This is a genomic window from Deinococcus yavapaiensis KR-236, from assembly GCF_003217515.1.
GTDB classification, from domain to species: Bacteria; Deinococcota; Deinococci; order Deinococcales; family Deinococcaceae; genus Deinococcus_A; species Deinococcus_A yavapaiensis.
Genome location: NZ_QJSX01000015.1, coordinates 16,330 through 29,327 on the forward strand (window position 1 = coordinate 16,330; position 12,998 = coordinate 29,327).

The 12,998-nt window shown below is 66.6% G+C and carries 17 protein-coding genes; 12 read left to right on the forward strand and 5 right to left on the reverse strand.

Annotated features, from left to right (window positions below):
- Positions 1–2: 2 nt before the first annotated feature.
- From DES52_RS16860 to DES52_RS16870, 3 genes are read left to right on the forward strand one after another with little or no spacing between them, the layout of a single operon-like run.
- Entirely contained in the window at positions 3–797 is a 795-nt protein-coding gene (locus DES52_RS16860; protein ID WP_110888005.1) for an ABC transporter permease, read from the forward strand.
- Between the two features lie 55 nt (positions 798–852).
- Positions 853–1,980, forward strand: coding sequence for a sensor histidine kinase (locus DES52_RS16865; protein ID WP_110888006.1), 1,128 nt, complete (start codon positions 853–855; stop codon positions 1,978–1,980).
- Positions 1,977–2,579, forward strand: coding sequence for a response regulator transcription factor (locus tag DES52_RS16870; RefSeq protein ID WP_110888007.1), 603 nt, complete (start codon positions 1,977–1,979; stop codon positions 2,577–2,579). Before DES52_RS16865 ends, DES52_RS16870 begins: the two co-directional genes overlap by 4 nt.
- Before the next feature lie 94 nt (positions 2,580–2,673).
- On the opposite strand, the gene DES52_RS16875 is transcribed toward DES52_RS16870, so the two are convergent.
- Complete coding sequence (locus tag DES52_RS16875) at positions 2,674–3,651, reverse strand: GNAT family N-acetyltransferase (protein ID WP_211317950.1); 978 nt, start codon at positions 3,649–3,651, stop codon at positions 2,674–2,676.
- A 151-nt stretch (positions 3,652–3,802) separates the two neighbouring features.
- Between DES52_RS16875 and DES52_RS16880 the strand changes: the two genes are divergently transcribed.
- Genes DES52_RS16880 through DES52_RS16890 form a run of 3 tightly spaced genes read left to right on the forward strand, consistent with a single transcriptional unit; the run spans position 3,803 to position 5,834 of the window.
- Entirely contained in the window at positions 3,803–4,360 is a 558-nt protein-coding gene (locus DES52_RS16880; RefSeq protein WP_110888008.1) for a UbiX family flavin prenyltransferase, read from the forward strand.
- On the forward strand, positions 4,357–5,007 hold the full coding sequence (gene ispD, locus DES52_RS16885; RefSeq protein WP_110888009.1) for a 2-C-methyl-D-erythritol 4-phosphate cytidylyltransferase: 651 nt from the start codon (positions 4,357–4,359) through the stop codon (positions 5,005–5,007). Before DES52_RS16880 ends, ispD begins: the two co-directional genes overlap by 4 nt.
- Positions 5,004–5,834, forward strand: a complete 831-nt coding sequence (locus tag DES52_RS16890) for a 4-(cytidine 5'-diphospho)-2-C-methyl-D-erythritol kinase (RefSeq protein ID WP_110888116.1) — start codon at positions 5,004–5,006, stop codon at positions 5,832–5,834. The genes ispD and DES52_RS16890 overlap by 4 nt, the downstream gene beginning before the upstream one ends.
- A 3-nt stretch (positions 5,835–5,837) precedes the next feature.
- Here DES52_RS16890 and DES52_RS16895 read toward each other — a convergent pair whose 3' ends face one another.
- Together DES52_RS16895 and DES52_RS16900 are read right to left on the reverse strand one after the other, a co-directional pair.
- Positions 5,838–7,979, reverse strand: a complete 2,142-nt coding sequence (locus tag DES52_RS16895) for a hypothetical protein (protein ID WP_110888010.1) — start codon at positions 7,977–7,979, stop codon at positions 5,838–5,840.
- A gap of 8 nt (positions 7,980–7,987) precedes the next feature.
- Positions 7,988–8,566: a glycerol-3-phosphate acyltransferase gene (locus DES52_RS16900; RefSeq protein ID WP_110888011.1), complete on the reverse strand. Its 579-nt coding sequence runs from the start codon at positions 8,564–8,566 to the stop codon at positions 7,988–7,990.
- 94 nt (positions 8,567–8,660) lie between these two features.
- On the opposite strand from DES52_RS16900, the gene DES52_RS16905 reads away from it, so the two are divergent.
- The 6 genes from DES52_RS16905 to DES52_RS16930 all read left to right on the forward strand — a co-directional run bounded on the left by DES52_RS16905 (position 8,661) and on the right by DES52_RS16930 (position 12,267).
- Positions 8,661–9,368 (forward strand): HesA/MoeB/ThiF family protein, encoded by a 708-nt coding sequence (locus tag DES52_RS16905; protein ID WP_110888012.1) that lies wholly within the window; start codon positions 8,661–8,663, stop codon positions 9,366–9,368.
- A gap of 247 nt (positions 9,369–9,615) precedes the next feature.
- Positions 9,616–10,026, forward strand: coding sequence for an HU family DNA-binding protein (locus DES52_RS16910; protein ID WP_110888013.1), 411 nt, complete (start codon positions 9,616–9,618; stop codon positions 10,024–10,026).
- 131 nt (positions 10,027–10,157) lie between these two features.
- On the forward strand, positions 10,158–11,000 hold the full coding sequence (locus DES52_RS16915) for an SPFH domain-containing protein (protein WP_110888014.1): 843 nt from the start codon (positions 10,158–10,160) through the stop codon (positions 10,998–11,000).
- A 1-nt stretch (position 11,001) separates the two neighbouring features.
- Positions 11,002–11,208, forward strand: coding sequence for a type II toxin-antitoxin system antitoxin (locus DES52_RS16920; protein WP_110888015.1), 207 nt, complete (start codon positions 11,002–11,004; stop codon positions 11,206–11,208).
- A 9-nt stretch (positions 11,209–11,217) separates the two neighbouring features.
- The gene (locus DES52_RS16925) at positions 11,218–11,523 is read left to right on the forward strand and encodes a DUF2171 domain-containing protein (protein ID WP_110888016.1); all 306 of its coding nucleotides are present in this window, start codon (positions 11,218–11,220) and stop codon (positions 11,521–11,523) included.
- Positions 11,524–11,766: 243 nt separating this feature from the next.
- Positions 11,767–12,267: a CarD family transcriptional regulator gene (locus DES52_RS16930; protein WP_110888117.1), complete on the forward strand. Its 501-nt coding sequence runs from the start codon at positions 11,767–11,769 to the stop codon at positions 12,265–12,267.
- 49 nt (positions 12,268–12,316) lie between these two features.
- Here the strand turns inward: DES52_RS16930 and DES52_RS16935 are convergent, their stop codons facing one another.
- Both DES52_RS16935 and DES52_RS16940 read right to left on the reverse strand, forming a co-directional pair.
- Positions 12,317–12,712, reverse strand: a complete 396-nt coding sequence (locus DES52_RS16935) for an acyl-CoA thioesterase (RefSeq protein WP_281268580.1) — start codon at positions 12,710–12,712, stop codon at positions 12,317–12,319.
- Entirely contained in the window at positions 12,709–12,993 is a 285-nt protein-coding gene (locus DES52_RS16940) for a ribosome-binding factor A (RefSeq protein ID WP_110888017.1), read from the reverse strand. Before DES52_RS16940 ends, DES52_RS16935 begins: the two co-directional genes overlap by 4 nt.
- Positions 12,994–12,998 lie beyond the last annotated feature (5 nt).

A 12,998-nucleotide genomic window follows, 5' to 3' on the forward strand; every position in this document is an offset into this window, starting at 1 on the left:
TCATGACGACCTTTTTCCCCTTTTCTCCCGACACCCGTCGCGCCTTGGCGCCTCTGCCGCGCCTCGTGCTCGCCGAGTTTCACAAGTTGCTGCGCGTTCCCATGTTCACGATGTCCACGATTCTCTTCCCGATCCTGTTCTTCGCGATGTTCGGCCTCCCGAACGTCAAGTTCAGCCTCGACGGGGTGGGGGCGGGGCCGTACATGGTGGTGTCGTACGCGGCGTACTCGCTGATGTCCGTCGCGCTGCTCTCGTTCGGCGTGTCCGTCGCTGCCGAGCGCGGTATGGGGTGGACGCGCCTGCTGCGGGTCTCGCCGATGCCGCCCGCCTTGTACTTCGTCGCGAAAATTCTCACGGCGATGAGCATGGGCCTCGCGAGCATGCTGTGCCTCGTCACCTTCGCTCACTTCGCGGGCGGCGTGACCATTGCCCCGGACGTCCTCGCGCTCGTCCTCGCGAAGCTTCTCGCCGGAATGATTCCGTTCGTCGCCTTGGGCCTGCTGATCGGTTACTTGGCGTCGCCGTCCAGCGCGGCCCCGATCGCCAACCTCGTGTTTCTGCCGCTGTCGTTCATGTCGGGCCTGTTCATTCCTGTGTCGCAAGGTCCGCAGGTCCTGCGCGACCTCGCGCCGTTCATGCCCGCGTACCACTTCGCTCAGCTCGGTTGGGGCACCATCGGCACGAAGACGAGCGGCACGCCGAGCGAACACTGGCTGTGGCTGCTGGGGTACACGATCGTTTTCTTCAGCCTCGCGCTGTGGGCCTATCGGCGCGACGAAGGCAGGAAGTTCAACTGAACTCCGCGTTCTCCCTCTCCCGCCGGGAGAGGGAGGCTACACTGCAGGTGCCTCCATGAAACTGCCCGTGAAGTTCAACTTGTTTCCGCTGTTCTGGCTGGTCTACCTGATCTTTCCCCTGCTCGGGTTGTTTCAGGAGCGGCGAGCACCCATGGTGTACGCCGCCGCGCTCGCGGGACTCGCGGTGTTCTTGTGGCTGTACGTGAAAGCCTTTTGGACACGGGGCGACGGCGCCGAGAAGTGGACGGTGCTGGGTTGGGCGTGGTGCTTCGTGCTGTACGTCGCGGGCTTCGGCGTCTTCGGCGGGCTGGGCAGCGCCTTCCTCATTTACGGGGCCAGCATGATCGGGTTTCAGCCCGCCGTGTCTCTCGCGGCGTGGCTGACGTTCGCGAACGTCAGCGCGATGCTCGCTCCGCTGTGGTTGGGAAAGTACGGTGTGGACGCGCTCGCTTGGCTCGCACCGAACGTCGTGATCGCGCTGTTCGCGGCGTACGCGAATCAAGCGACGTACCGCCGTCTCGTCGCCGACCGCCGCCTCGCGCAGGTGCAAGCCGAGAAGGAGAGGCTCGCGCAAACGGCCGAGCGCGAGCGCATCGCCCGCGATTTGCACGACTTGCTGGGGCACACCCTCAGCGTGATCGTTCTCAAGAGCGAACTCGCCGCGAAGTTGTCCGAGCGTGACCCGAAGCGGGCGGTGAGCGAAATTCGCGAGGTGGAGCGCATCTCGCGCGAAGCGCTGTCGGAAGTGCGCGCGGCGGTGCGCGGTTACCGAGGCAGCGGCCTGGACGCCGAACTCGGGCGGGCGAAGGTCGCACTGGACACGGCGGGCATCACGTTGGAGTACATCGGGGAGCCGCTGACGTTGCCACGCCCGGTCGAGGCGACGATGGAGCTGGTGCTGCGCGAAGCGGTCACGAACGTCGTACGGCACGCGAACGCGAGAAAGTGCCGTATCCGGGTCGCCTGCTCGGGCGGCGCGTTCGAGTTGGAAGTGCATGACGACGGTCGAGGCGGAGACGCCGTGGAAGGCAGCGGCCTCACGGGAATGCGCGAACGCGTCCGAGCCGTCGGAGGCGAACTTTCACGCGACGGTCGAAGCGGCACGCGCCTCCTCGCTTCATTCCCGCTGCCGAAAGACGAGGTGGACGCGGGCGCCGCGCTTCCTCGTGGAGCGACCGCTTGATTCGCGTCGTCATCGCCGAGGATCAAGGCATGGTGCTGGGGGCCTTGTCGGCCCTGTTGTCGCTCGAAGGCGATCTCGACGTCGTGGGACAGGCGCGCGACGGTGAGGAGGCCTTGCGGTGCGTGCGCGAACTGCGGCCCGACGTCCTCGTGACGGACATCGAGATGCCGAAGTGTTCCGGACTCGAAGTCGCCGCGCGAGTGCGGGAAGAAGGCTTGCCGTGCCGCGTCGTGATCCTCACGACCTTCGCGCGCAGCGGTTACCTTCGGCGCGCCCTCGACGTCGGAGCGCGCGGCTACCTCCTGAAAGACGCGCCGAGCAACGAGCTGGCCGACGCGATTCGGCGCGTGCACGGCGGGGGCCGCGCCATCGATCCCGCCCTCGCGGCGGAAGCGTGGGACGAGCCCGATCCGCTCACGGAGCGCGAACGTCAAGTGCTGCGCCTCGCCGAGACCGGCCTCTCGAGCGCGGACATCGCGCGTCACCTCGGCCTCTCGGAGGGAACGGTGCGCAATTACCTTTCGGAAGCCATCGCGAAGCTCGGCGCGAAAAGCCGCGTGGAAGCGGCTCGGACGGCTCGGGAGAAAGGATGGCTGTGACCTCTCGCCCGCCGTGCGGAAGGCTTGGAAGGCCTCCCCTTGTTCGAGGCTCGCATCACCGCCCCTTCGAAAAGGTGGCGGTGATGCGCCCGAATCACTCCTCGCGCAGCACCTTCACGAAGTCCACCCAGGCAGGTTGCTTCACGTAGCCGAGGGCTTCGTTGATGCTGAGCATGGGGCGGTTGTTGGTTTCGTTGTTCGTGCGAATCTCGGGTACGCCTCGATCTTTCGCGTGGCGGATGGCGCGCAGTTTCATGGCGAGGGCCAGTTTGTTACGGCGGTAGGCGCGGTGGACGCCCGTCAGGCCCGTGCTGAGGTACTCGCCCGCGTCGGGCCGCCACAAGGCGCTGTAGCCCGCCCAGGTGTCGGTTCGCGTGTCCACGGCGATGAAGTTCGCTTCGGGAATGAAGTAGGGGCTTTCGAACACCCACTTCGTCCACTGCTCGTACGAGACGGGCGTGGCCGGTTCGGGACGAGGCACGTCCTCGCGCAACTCGGCGAACAACTCGTAGAACTTGCGACGGTGCGCGGCGTCATCGGGAAAGTCCGCCCACGCCTTGATCTCGAAGCCGTTCGCCTCGACGTTCGGCACGACGTCGTGCCAAGCCGTGAAGTCGAACGCGGCGACGTCCAGGCGCGACTCGAAGTAGCGCATCTTCTCGGTGAAGCCGCGCCGCGCGAGGAAGCGCATGCCGCCGACGTGGTCTTCGCGGGTGAAGGAGATGTACGACAAGGCATTCAAGGCGCCGAGGCGGCGTTCGAGTTCGGCGTAGAGGGCGCTTCCGACGCCACGTCCTTCGAAGTCGGGGTGAACGCGAAGCCAGGCGATGAACTTGCGAGGGTGGTACATGCCGGGCGCTTGTTCGATAACCGCGAGCCCGTGAATGACGCCGTCCTGCTCGGTGACGAAACGCTCGATGTGACACGTCGGGTCGCGCTCGCGGTCTTCTTCGGCGAGGCCTTCGGCCGTCGTGATCGCGTCGGGCCACGTCGCCGAGAGAAGCTCGGCGAGACGCGGAAAGTCGGTGGGCGTCGCGTCTCGAATCGTGAAAGGAAGAGTCATGGTCGTCATGGCTTCATGGTGGCGTCCGTCCATCGCGGGCACATCGGCTACTTGGCGCATCGACGACTTGGCGTATTGACGGGGAAGATTCCCGTTCGGCGCACACTCGCCGCGCGAAGCTCGAACGACGAGGCGGCGAGCTTGACCTATACTTCGCGTGATGCGGATCGTGGTGGGCGTGACGGGCGGAAGCGGCATCCCGTACGCGGTGGACATCCTGGGCGCGCTGAGGACGCTCGGGGTCGAGTCTCACCTCGTCGTGACGGCGGGCGCGGCGCGCGTGTTGTCGAGCGAGGGCGGCGGGAAAGTCGCGGACTTGGAAGCGCTCGCGTCCGTGACGCACTCGGACCGTGACCTCGGAGCGAGCGTCGCGAGCGGGTCTTACCGCACGGACGGCATGATCGTCGTGCCGTGCAGCGCGACGACTCTGGCCAAGATCGCGCTCGGCCTCGGCGACAACCTCGTTTCCCGCGCGGCCCACGTGACCTTGAAAGAGCGGCGGCGGCTCGTTCTCGTGATTCGCGAGGACCCCTTGCCGAGGGCGATGCTGGAGAACATGCTGCGAGCCTTCGACGCGGGCGCGACGATCATGACGGCCAGCCCGGGCTTCTACCACGCCCCGACGTCCGTGCAGGACATGTTGTCGTTCGTGACGACGCGCGCGCTCGATCAGTTCGGGTTGGAGACGGGCCGCATGAAACGCTGGGGGGAATCGTGAGCGTCGCGGCGCTCGTTCCGGCGGCGGGCTCGGGGACGCGGCTCGGCAAGGGCCCGAAGGCGTTCGTGACCGTCGGCGGCAAGACGCTGCTGGCGCGCGCCGTGGAAGCGTTGCGCGGGCACGTCGACGAGGTCGTCGTGGCGACGCCGGACGGATCGGACGCTCCGAGAGGCGCGCGGGTGATTCGAGGCGGCGGCACGCGTCAAGAAACGGTGGAGCGCTTGCTGCGCGCGACGAACGCGGACTTCGTGCTGATTCACGACGCGGCGCGGCCGTTCCTGCCGTCGCGGGTGGTGCATGACGTTTTGGCGGGCGCGCGCGTGCAGGGCGCGGCGACCGTGGCGTTGCCCGTCGCGGACACCCTCGTGCGCGGCGCGGACAACGCGTGGGGCGAGCTCGTGTCGCGGGCGGGCTTGTGGGCGGTGCAGACGCCGCAGGCGTTTCGGCGCACGTTGATCTTGGAAGCGCACGAGGCGGCGCGGCGAGAGGACTTCGAGGCGACGGACGACGCGAGTCTCGTGGCGCGCTTGGATCGCCCCGTGCGGCTCGTGGAGGGTGACGCGCGGTTGTTCAAGGTGACGACGCCGTCGGATCTCGCGCTCGCCGAAGCGCTCGCGGTCGCTTGGGACGCGGAGACGAGCGCGTGAAAGTCTTCGCGCCCGCCAAGGTGAATTTCGGCCTCAGCGTGCTCGGCGTGCGGCCCGACGGATACCACGAGCTTCACAGTGTCATGGTGCCCCTCGACATCGGCGACGACTTGGAAGTGGACGAAGCGGGCGACCTCAAGCTCGGGGTGAAGGGAGCGAGCCTTCCGGAGGACGAAGGCAACCTCGTCTACCGCGCCGCGCGGGCGTACCTGACGGCGGCGAAGGTCGACGGTGGAGCGCGCGTCACGCTGCACAAGCGCCTTCCGATCGCGTCGGGCATGGGAGGCGGGTCGTCGGACGCGGCCAGCACCTTGATGGCACTCGCGAAGCTGTATCCGTCGAACGTGAACCTCGCTGGCGTGGCGCTGTCGCTCGGAGCGGACGTCCCGTTCTTCCTGCTGGAATCGGCGGCGGTCGCGCGAGGCGTCGGAGAACAGCTCGCGCCGATCGAGGTGCCGACGACGCCCCTCGTGCTCGTGAATCCCGGCGTGGAGGTCAGCGCGCGCGACGCTTACCGCTGGCTCGACGAGGATGAGGCGTTCACGGAACCGCTCGACGTGCCCGCGCTTTTGCGCGCCCTGAGCGACGGGCGCGATCTCGCGTACTTCAACGCGCTGCAAGGCCCGGTCGAGCGGCGCGTGCCGATCATTCGAGTCGCGTTGGACGCCCTCGTGGCGGCGGAGCTTTCGAGTCCGCTGATGAGCGGTTCGGGCGCGACGTGCTTCGCGCTGGCCCGCTCGGCCGAGGACGCGCGCCGAGCGGAAGCGGTTTTGCGTGAGCGCCACCCTTCGTGGTGGGTGTGCGCGTGCCGTACGCGCACGCCTTGAACGTCACGCCCGCGCGCTCGTCGCGCGAACTCGGCGAACGTGCGCGACCTCGTCGAGCAGCAGCAGCAGGGTGTTGAGGCCGTACGTCACGGCGAGGGCGAGCAGCAGCGTCGTCCGCACGCCCGCTCCCGAGAAGTCGAGCAGGTACGGAAAGCGCGCGAGGCCGAGGGTGGCGCCGCCCGCCACGAGGCTCGTCGCCCACGCGAGCAGCAGCACGAGTCCCCAGGCGACGTCGAGGAACGCCACGCCGGGAAAGAGAAAGGCCAGCAAGCGGTAGCGCCACGGGCGCCGCGCGACCTTCGAGCCGGGCACGCGAGGCACGAGAAGCCACAAAAAGCTCAGGCCGCACGCGAAGAGCAGCAGCCCGACCCAAGCCCACTGCAAGGGTTGCGCCAAGCCGCTGGGAAAGCGCGTGAGGTACGCCCACGGGTTGTTGGTGATCGTGCGAATCTCACCGGTCAGGACGCCGTCGACGGCCGCGCCGACGCTGCGCGCGTCGGGGTAGCACAGCCGCGGCCCCACGCGGTACGCGCGCTGGAAGTTCGTTTCGAAGCCGCCGGGCTCGAGTCCGAGGTTGTACGCGGGCGCGACGAGGTTCGGTGACAGGGCGAGCGCGTCGCGGTAGCGGGCGCGGGCCGTGGCGGGATCGCCGCCGCCCGCGAGAAGCACGCCGACGTTGTTGAGGTTGCAGCCGCTTTTTCCGGCGAGGCCGTACTGCTCGCGGGCGGTGGCCGTGTCGTCGTCGAGTTGCGCGGCCAGTCCACGCACGAAGCGCGCCTCACGCGAGGCGACGTCGAGCCCGAGGCGTTCGAGGCCGTCGTAGAACCACGCGCCGCCGTACGTGCCGAAGTTCAGGACGTCGGTGCCCGCCCGAACGTACGTGCGGCTCGACCACGTCCACGCTCCCAGGACGACGAGCAGGGCGGCGAGGAGGGCCACGAGGACGAGCTTCTCGCCGAAGCCCCAGTACGACAGCAGGATGCGGCGCAAACGCGACAAGGGGTGGCGCGCCCACGAGCGGTAGCGTCCTCCGAGCGGCGCGAGGTCCTTGCCTTGTTGCGTCCATGCGCGCGCTCCGAAGCTCAGCAGCATCGCCAAAAGGCTCGCGACGACGGCGAGCGTGGCGAGCCGGGCGACATCACGAACGGCGAGCAGGGCGTTCGGGCCGAGGTTGTAGGGCGTGCCGCTCGAGAGTTCGTCGGAGAAGCGCCGCCAATCGAAGGCTTCGCCGTCGCGTCCTTGCGCTTCGAGCACGTCGGCGTAGCGGGCGTACACGTCACGGTAGCCTTCGAAGCGCGGACTGAGGACGCGCAAGTGCCGAATCCACGCGTCCGCGCGGCGCGTCTTTTGCTGATCGAGCAGCAAGTCGAGGTACCCGAGAGGATTGCCGTAGGCGAGCAGGGCAGCTCGGTTCATCGGCAAGGCGGGGTCGTAGCCGAGATCGGCGGCATTTTGCCGTGCCAAGTCGAGGGCGCGGTCGGCGAGCGCGCTTTGGCCGACCGAGTCGAAAAAGCGCGCGAGGCGCACGAGCACGAAGAAGGGATCGCGGGTCTGCAAGGCGCTCTCGGCCGCTTCTTGAGCGGACTGGGCGTCTCCGGCGTTGCGCGCGGCGACGGACAGATAAGCGAGCGTGAAAGGATTGGAGGGGTCGCGGCGGGCGCGCTCGCGCAGCAAGGCGGCGGCGCCGCGTGAGTCGAGCGGGCGGCGCGGATCGAAGGAGAGCCCTTCGCGCGCGGCGCGTTCGAGCGAACTCGTGACGTTGGCGAGGGGTGGGTACACGACGCGGCCGTCGAGGGTGTCGTTCACGACGCCGAACGTTTCGTTGACGGCGCCGTAGCGAACGGTGACGCGCAGTTCGCCGCCGCTGCCGTCGAGCGCGACGGCTTCGCCGGGAAGATGCAGGCGCGCCAAGACCGCGCCTTGAGACGACAAAGCGTAGAGTTGCGGTCCCGCGGCGATCCAGACGCGCTCGCCGGTGTCGACGGGGCCGACGAGCGGCCCGAGCGCGCGTTCGAAGGTGCGCGACCACGTTCGCCCCTCGCCTTCGGAGCGCACGATGTGATCTTGCACGGCGACTTGAGCGGCGGCGAGGCCCGCGAGGGCGAACAGCAAGGCGAGGAGGGTGCGAAGGACACGGATCGTCATGGGGAGCGTCATTCTTTGGGCTTCTTCCGAAGGAGCTGCAAGGCGCGCACGAACATCGCGAGCCCTCCGGCGAGCAAGTCCCACACCCCGCCGAAGCGGGCGGCGAGCAGCAAGCCGAGCGGCACGGCGAGGACGGTCGCGGCAGGAATGGGATAGATCTTGAAGGTGGGCTGCAAAAAGCGCGTGTAGAGCGGCATGAAGGCGAGGGCGACGATCAGCATGACGGCCAGCGGCAGCGGAGCGACGACGGCGAGCGCGCCGAGCAGGGGCGCGATGCCGCCGCCGCCATCGAAGCGATAGAAGACGGGGTACGTGTGTCCGAGGACGACGAAGGCGCAGGCGAGCCACGTGAAGTCGGGCGCGACGGCGTAGGCGAAGAGCACGGCGAGCACGCCTTTGAGCATGTCGAGCGCGACGACGAGGATGGCGGCGGCGAGCCCGTACTGACGGTAGATGCCGCTGCCCCCGGGCAAATCGCGTTCGCGGATGTCGCCGCCTCGAAGACGCGAGTACAGAATGCCGAAGCTCAGCGAACCGAGAAGGTAAGCGGCGATGGCGATGACGAGCGCGCCGAGCAAAGCGGGCATACGAAGGTCATTGTAGGAGATGCGAGCGGACAGGTGCGGGCGCGCGAGAGCGTCATGTCGAACGAAGGCTCCGTGGGTGCTCTAGACTCGCCGTATGACGCTTGGCACGCCTCTTCGACGCGACGAGATCGAGCGATACTCTCGACAGTTGCTGCTGCCCGACTTCGCCGACCGCTTCGACCGCGTTCGGTCGGCGCGAGTGCTCGTGGTGGGCGTGGGCGGACTCGGGACGCCGCTGGTGTCGTACCTCGCGGGCGCGGGTGTGGGCGCGTTGACGTTGTGCGACGCGGACGAGGTGAGCTTGTCGAACTTGCAGCGGCAACTCTTGTTCGTGACGTCGGACGTGGGCCGCTCGAAGGTGGACGTGGCGGCGGCGCGCTTGCAAGCCCTCAATCCCGGCGTCCGAATCGAGACGGCGGGCGCTCTGACTGCACAGAACGTCGCGGAGCGGGTGTCCGGGCACGATCTCGTCGTGGACGCGTCGGACAACTTCGAGACGCGCTATCTCGTGTCGGACGCGTGCGCGGCGGCGAACCGGACGTGGGTGTGGGGAGCGGCGGGCGCGTTCGAAGGCATGGCGTGCGTGTTCGACGCGTCGTGTACCTTGCGTGACGTCTTTCCGCAGCCGAGCGGCGACGACTGCGACACGATCGGGGTGCTGGGCCCATTGTTGGGCGTGGTGGCTTCGACGATGGCCGTGGAGGTGTTGAAGGTGCTGACCGGTATGGGTGAGCCGCTATTGGGCCGCTTGTGGACGTACGACGCGCTGAGCGGACGGTCGCGCCTGGTCAAGCTGCGCTGATTCGCACGAATCGATGTGTGGGCGGTGAGAGGGCGCCAGGAGGAGGAATTCCGGCGCCCTCGAGTTTTTTGCCGTGTTTGTCGCAGGTTTTGCATGGTCTCCTTGTCGATTATGCGCTCATCCGAAGCTCAGTCTGCTCATAAGAGTGCGGCCGGAACTGGGAAAACGCCGTCCTACACGCGAAGTTATGTTATAGTCCGAGATGAGCGGCTTCACAGCTCAAAATTCAAGACCTTCAGGAGTACACATGGCAGAGAAGCGTGGTGCGAAGGCCGGGTCCAAGACCAGCAAGGCGAGCGCGAAGGCGGCCCCTGCGGCCCCGGAAGTCAAGGAAGCCAAGGCGGGCGGCGAAAAGAGCGAGAAGATCGCCAAGACCCAAATCATCGAGAGACTCTCGGAAAAGACGACCCTCAACAAGAAGCAGGCCTCCGAGGCGGTCGCCGCGATGCTCGACATCGTCGCCGAGTCCCTCAAAGGCGGCAAGAGCGTCGGTTTGCCCGGCCTCGGCACGTTCAGCGTCGCGCAAACGGCCGAGCGTCAAGGCGTGCGCCCCGGCACGAACGAGCGCATCACGATTCCCGCGGGCAAGAAGGTGCGCTTCAAGGTCGCCAGCACCCTCAAGTCGTCGCTGGGCCTCACCGACACGGCTTCAGAGTAAGCCGAGCGTCTTCGCTGCTTGACGGGCACTCGATCGAGTGCCCGCCTTCTTGTCTCGATTCTTGACCGTCGCGGCCTCAAAGTGATATCACTTTGATATGGAAGCGAAGTCTTCCTAGAAGGAGTGACGACATGCAAGAGCGGCGTAGCTTCAGTCTTCCAGGATTCCCGATGTTCGTCGTGATTCTCGCGCTGGCGGGAGTCGGCATTGGAGCCGTCGCGAACGAACAGTTCGTCCTCGCCTTCCCGAGTTTCGTGCTCGCCGTGTTCCTACTCGCCGGTTTCTTCATCGTGCAACCCAACATGGCGACGGTCGTGACGCTGTTCGGCCGTTACGTCGGCACCGAGCGGCGCGGCGGCTGGCACTGGACCAATCCGCTCACGACACGCAAAAGCATCTCGCTGCGCATTCGCAACTTCACGACCGAGCGCCTCAAGGTCAACGACAACTCCGGCTCCCCCATCGAAATCGCGGCGGTCGTCGTGTGGCGCGTCGTGGACTCGGCGCGCGCGAGCTTCGACGTCGAGAACTACGAGAACTTCGTCGCCATCCAAAGCGAGACCGCCTTGCGCAACCTCGCCAGTCGCTATCCCTACGACGGACACAAGGACGGCGAGGTGAGCTTGCGCGGCAGCGCCGACGAGATCGCCGAGACGCTGCAAGTCGAACTCTCGTCGCGCCTCACGCACGCGGGCGTGGAAGTCGTCGAGGCGCGGTTGTCCCACCTCGCGTACTCGCCTGAAATCGCCTCGGCGATGCTGCAACGCCAACAAGCGGCCGCCATCGTGGCGGCGCGCGCCACCATCGTCGCCGGAGCCGTCGGCATGGTCGAGGAGGCTTTGCGCATGATCTCCGATCAAAAGATCGTGGAACTCGACGAGGAACGCAAAGCGCAGATGATCAGCAACCTCCTCGTGGTCCTCACGTCCGAGCGCGGCACGCAACCCGTCGTGAACGCGGGCAGCTTGTACTAGCATGGACGAATCCACGAGCGGGCGGGGTGCCAAGCGCAAGGCGTTCGCGCTGCGCATCTCTCCCGAACTGTACGACGCGCTCGAACGTTGGGCCGCCGACGAACTTCGCTCGGTCAACGCTCAAATCGAGTATCTGCTTTCCGACGCCGTGAAGCGCGCGGGGCGCATGAAGGAAGCGAGAAGAGCGCGCGGCGACGAGCGCGACTAAACTCGAACCATGAACATCCGACCCGGAATGAACGTCGTCAACTCGCAATCCGAAGCGATCGGGCGCGTGGTGGAGTCGAGCGACCAGTACATCGAGATCGAGACAAGCTCGGACGGCTCGCATCACTGGGTTCCCGTGTCGCTCGTCAAGGATGTCTCGAACGAAGAAGTCTGCTTGTCCGGCTCGGGCGACGACCTCTCCAGCCGCTGGCTCAGCAAGGATCCCAGCGCTTTCAGGGAAGCGCTCGTGGACGAGGCGCTCGAAGAGACCTTCCCGGGCAGCGACCCGCCCTCGTTCAATCCACAAAAGTCTTGACACGCGTGTGGGAAAGTTGGCAGAAGCGGCGGCGGGTGCTAGACTTGAACGGTGCTTCCTGACGAGTCCCTGAACCGCATTCGGGAGACGCAGGAACCTTTTATTACCGGATCACTTCAGCAAGTCAAAATACGTTACGGGTAACAACTCGGCTCGGCTTTCGCCGAGCCGTTTCGCGTTTTGTCAATCATCAGCCGACCCTCGTGGCCGCGCGATACGAAGGGATGTGGGATAAACGTGGAAGTGAAAAAAAGCGGTTACAGCCTCGGTGATCGAGTCGTCCTGCCGCCGTACGGCGTCGGAGTCGTCAGCGGAATCTCCAAACGCCGCGTTGCCGACGACACCCTCGCGTACTACCAAGTGGACTTCCCGAACTCGACGTCACGAGCGTTCGTACCCGTCATCGCGCCCGACGGCACGGGCATGCGTCCTGCCCTCACGAGCGCCGACATGCCCGAACTCCTGGCCCGCCTGCGCGGAGGGCGTCTCAATCTGCCTCGGCAGTGGGCCGCTCGTCACCGCAAAGTCACCGAGATCCTCGTGAGCGGCGATCCTTTCGAGCTCGCCAGCCTCGCCGCCGAGTTGCGCCGCTGGAACATCGAGCGAGGGCTGCCCGATCTCGACCGTCAAGCGTACCGCCGCGCCTTGAAATTGCTGGAGCAGGAAGTGCGCGAGCTCATCGACGGCGAAGCGCAGCACGTCCGCGCCCTCATCGACTCCGCGTGGTGCGAAACGCCGAACTGAACGCACCCCTGACGAAGGCGGCCGGAACGACTTCCGGCCGCCTTTTCCTTCAGGCTTCAAGCTGCAGCAACGCCAGGATGTCTTCCGGAATGCGCGCGATGCGGTACGCCTTGTCGGTCGGAACGTGCGTCGTCGTTCCCGTCGCCAGCAACTCGTCGCCTCGCAGCAAGCGGTAAGCGAACACGAGCTTGCGGCTCCTCGCCTCGTGAATCGTCGTTTGCAGCACGAGTTCCTCGTCGTATAAGGCGGCGCGGCGATACTGCACTTCCAACCCCGACAGCATGAGGTAGTAGCCGCGCGCCTCCACTTCCGAGTAACTGAAGCCGAGCGCCCGCATGAGGTCGCTGCGCCCCAACTCGAACCACACGGGATAATTCGCGTGGTGAGCGACGCCCATCTGATCGGTCTCCGCGTAACGAACGCGCAGCACCGTCCAGAAATTCACGAAAGACGCTCCGAGGCGTCGTAGAACTCCAAGATCGGCGTGCGCCGCAGCTTCACCGTGCGTGCCACCTCGCGCTGCAAGCGACCTCGCGCTTGCTCCAAGGCCTCCATCAAGCCGCTCATGTCCCCGAGCGCCGACACGTACACGCGCGCCAAGCCGTAATCGCTCGTGACCGAAACGCGCTCGACCGTCACGATGAGCGGCACGCGCGGATCACGCAGCTCGGCGATCGCGCCCGACAGCGCCCGCATGAGCTGCGCCTCGACTTGTGCGGGCTTCAACGCGT

What these genes read in the sequence shown, in the direction of transcription:
- DES52_RS16860 (WP_110888005.1), top strand. Translation starts at nt 3, where the DNA reads ATGACGACCTTTTTCCCCTTTTCTCCCGACACCCGTCGCGCCTTGGCG.
- DES52_RS16865 (WP_110888006.1), top strand. Translation starts at nt 853, where the DNA reads ATGAAACTGCCCGTGAAGTTCAACTTGTTTCCGCTGTTCTGGCTGGTC.
- DES52_RS16875 (WP_211317950.1), bottom strand. Translation starts at nt 3,651, where the DNA reads ATGACGACCATGACTCTTCCTTTCACGATTCGAGACGCGACGCCCACC.
- DES52_RS16880 (WP_110888008.1), top strand. Translation starts at nt 3,803, where the DNA reads ATGCGGATCGTGGTGGGCGTGACGGGCGGAAGCGGCATCCCGTACGCG.
- DES52_RS16895 (WP_110888010.1), bottom strand. Translation starts at nt 7,979, where the DNA reads ATGACGATCCGTGTCCTTCGCACCCTCCTCGCCTTGCTGTTCGCCCTC.
- DES52_RS16900 (WP_110888011.1), bottom strand. Translation starts at nt 8,566, where the DNA reads ATGCCCGCTTTGCTCGGCGCGCTCGTCATCGCCATCGCCGCTTACCTT.
- DES52_RS16905 (WP_110888012.1), top strand. Translation starts at nt 8,661, where the DNA reads ATGACGCTTGGCACGCCTCTTCGACGCGACGAGATCGAGCGATACTCT.
- DES52_RS16910 (WP_110888013.1), top strand. Translation starts at nt 9,616, where the DNA reads ATGGCAGAGAAGCGTGGTGCGAAGGCCGGGTCCAAGACCAGCAAGGCG.
- DES52_RS16915 (WP_110888014.1), top strand. Translation starts at nt 10,158, where the DNA reads ATGCAAGAGCGGCGTAGCTTCAGTCTTCCAGGATTCCCGATGTTCGTC.
- DES52_RS16920 (WP_110888015.1), top strand. Translation starts at nt 11,002, where the DNA reads ATGGACGAATCCACGAGCGGGCGGGGTGCCAAGCGCAAGGCGTTCGCG.
- DES52_RS16925 (WP_110888016.1), top strand. Translation starts at nt 11,218, where the DNA reads ATGAACATCCGACCCGGAATGAACGTCGTCAACTCGCAATCCGAAGCG.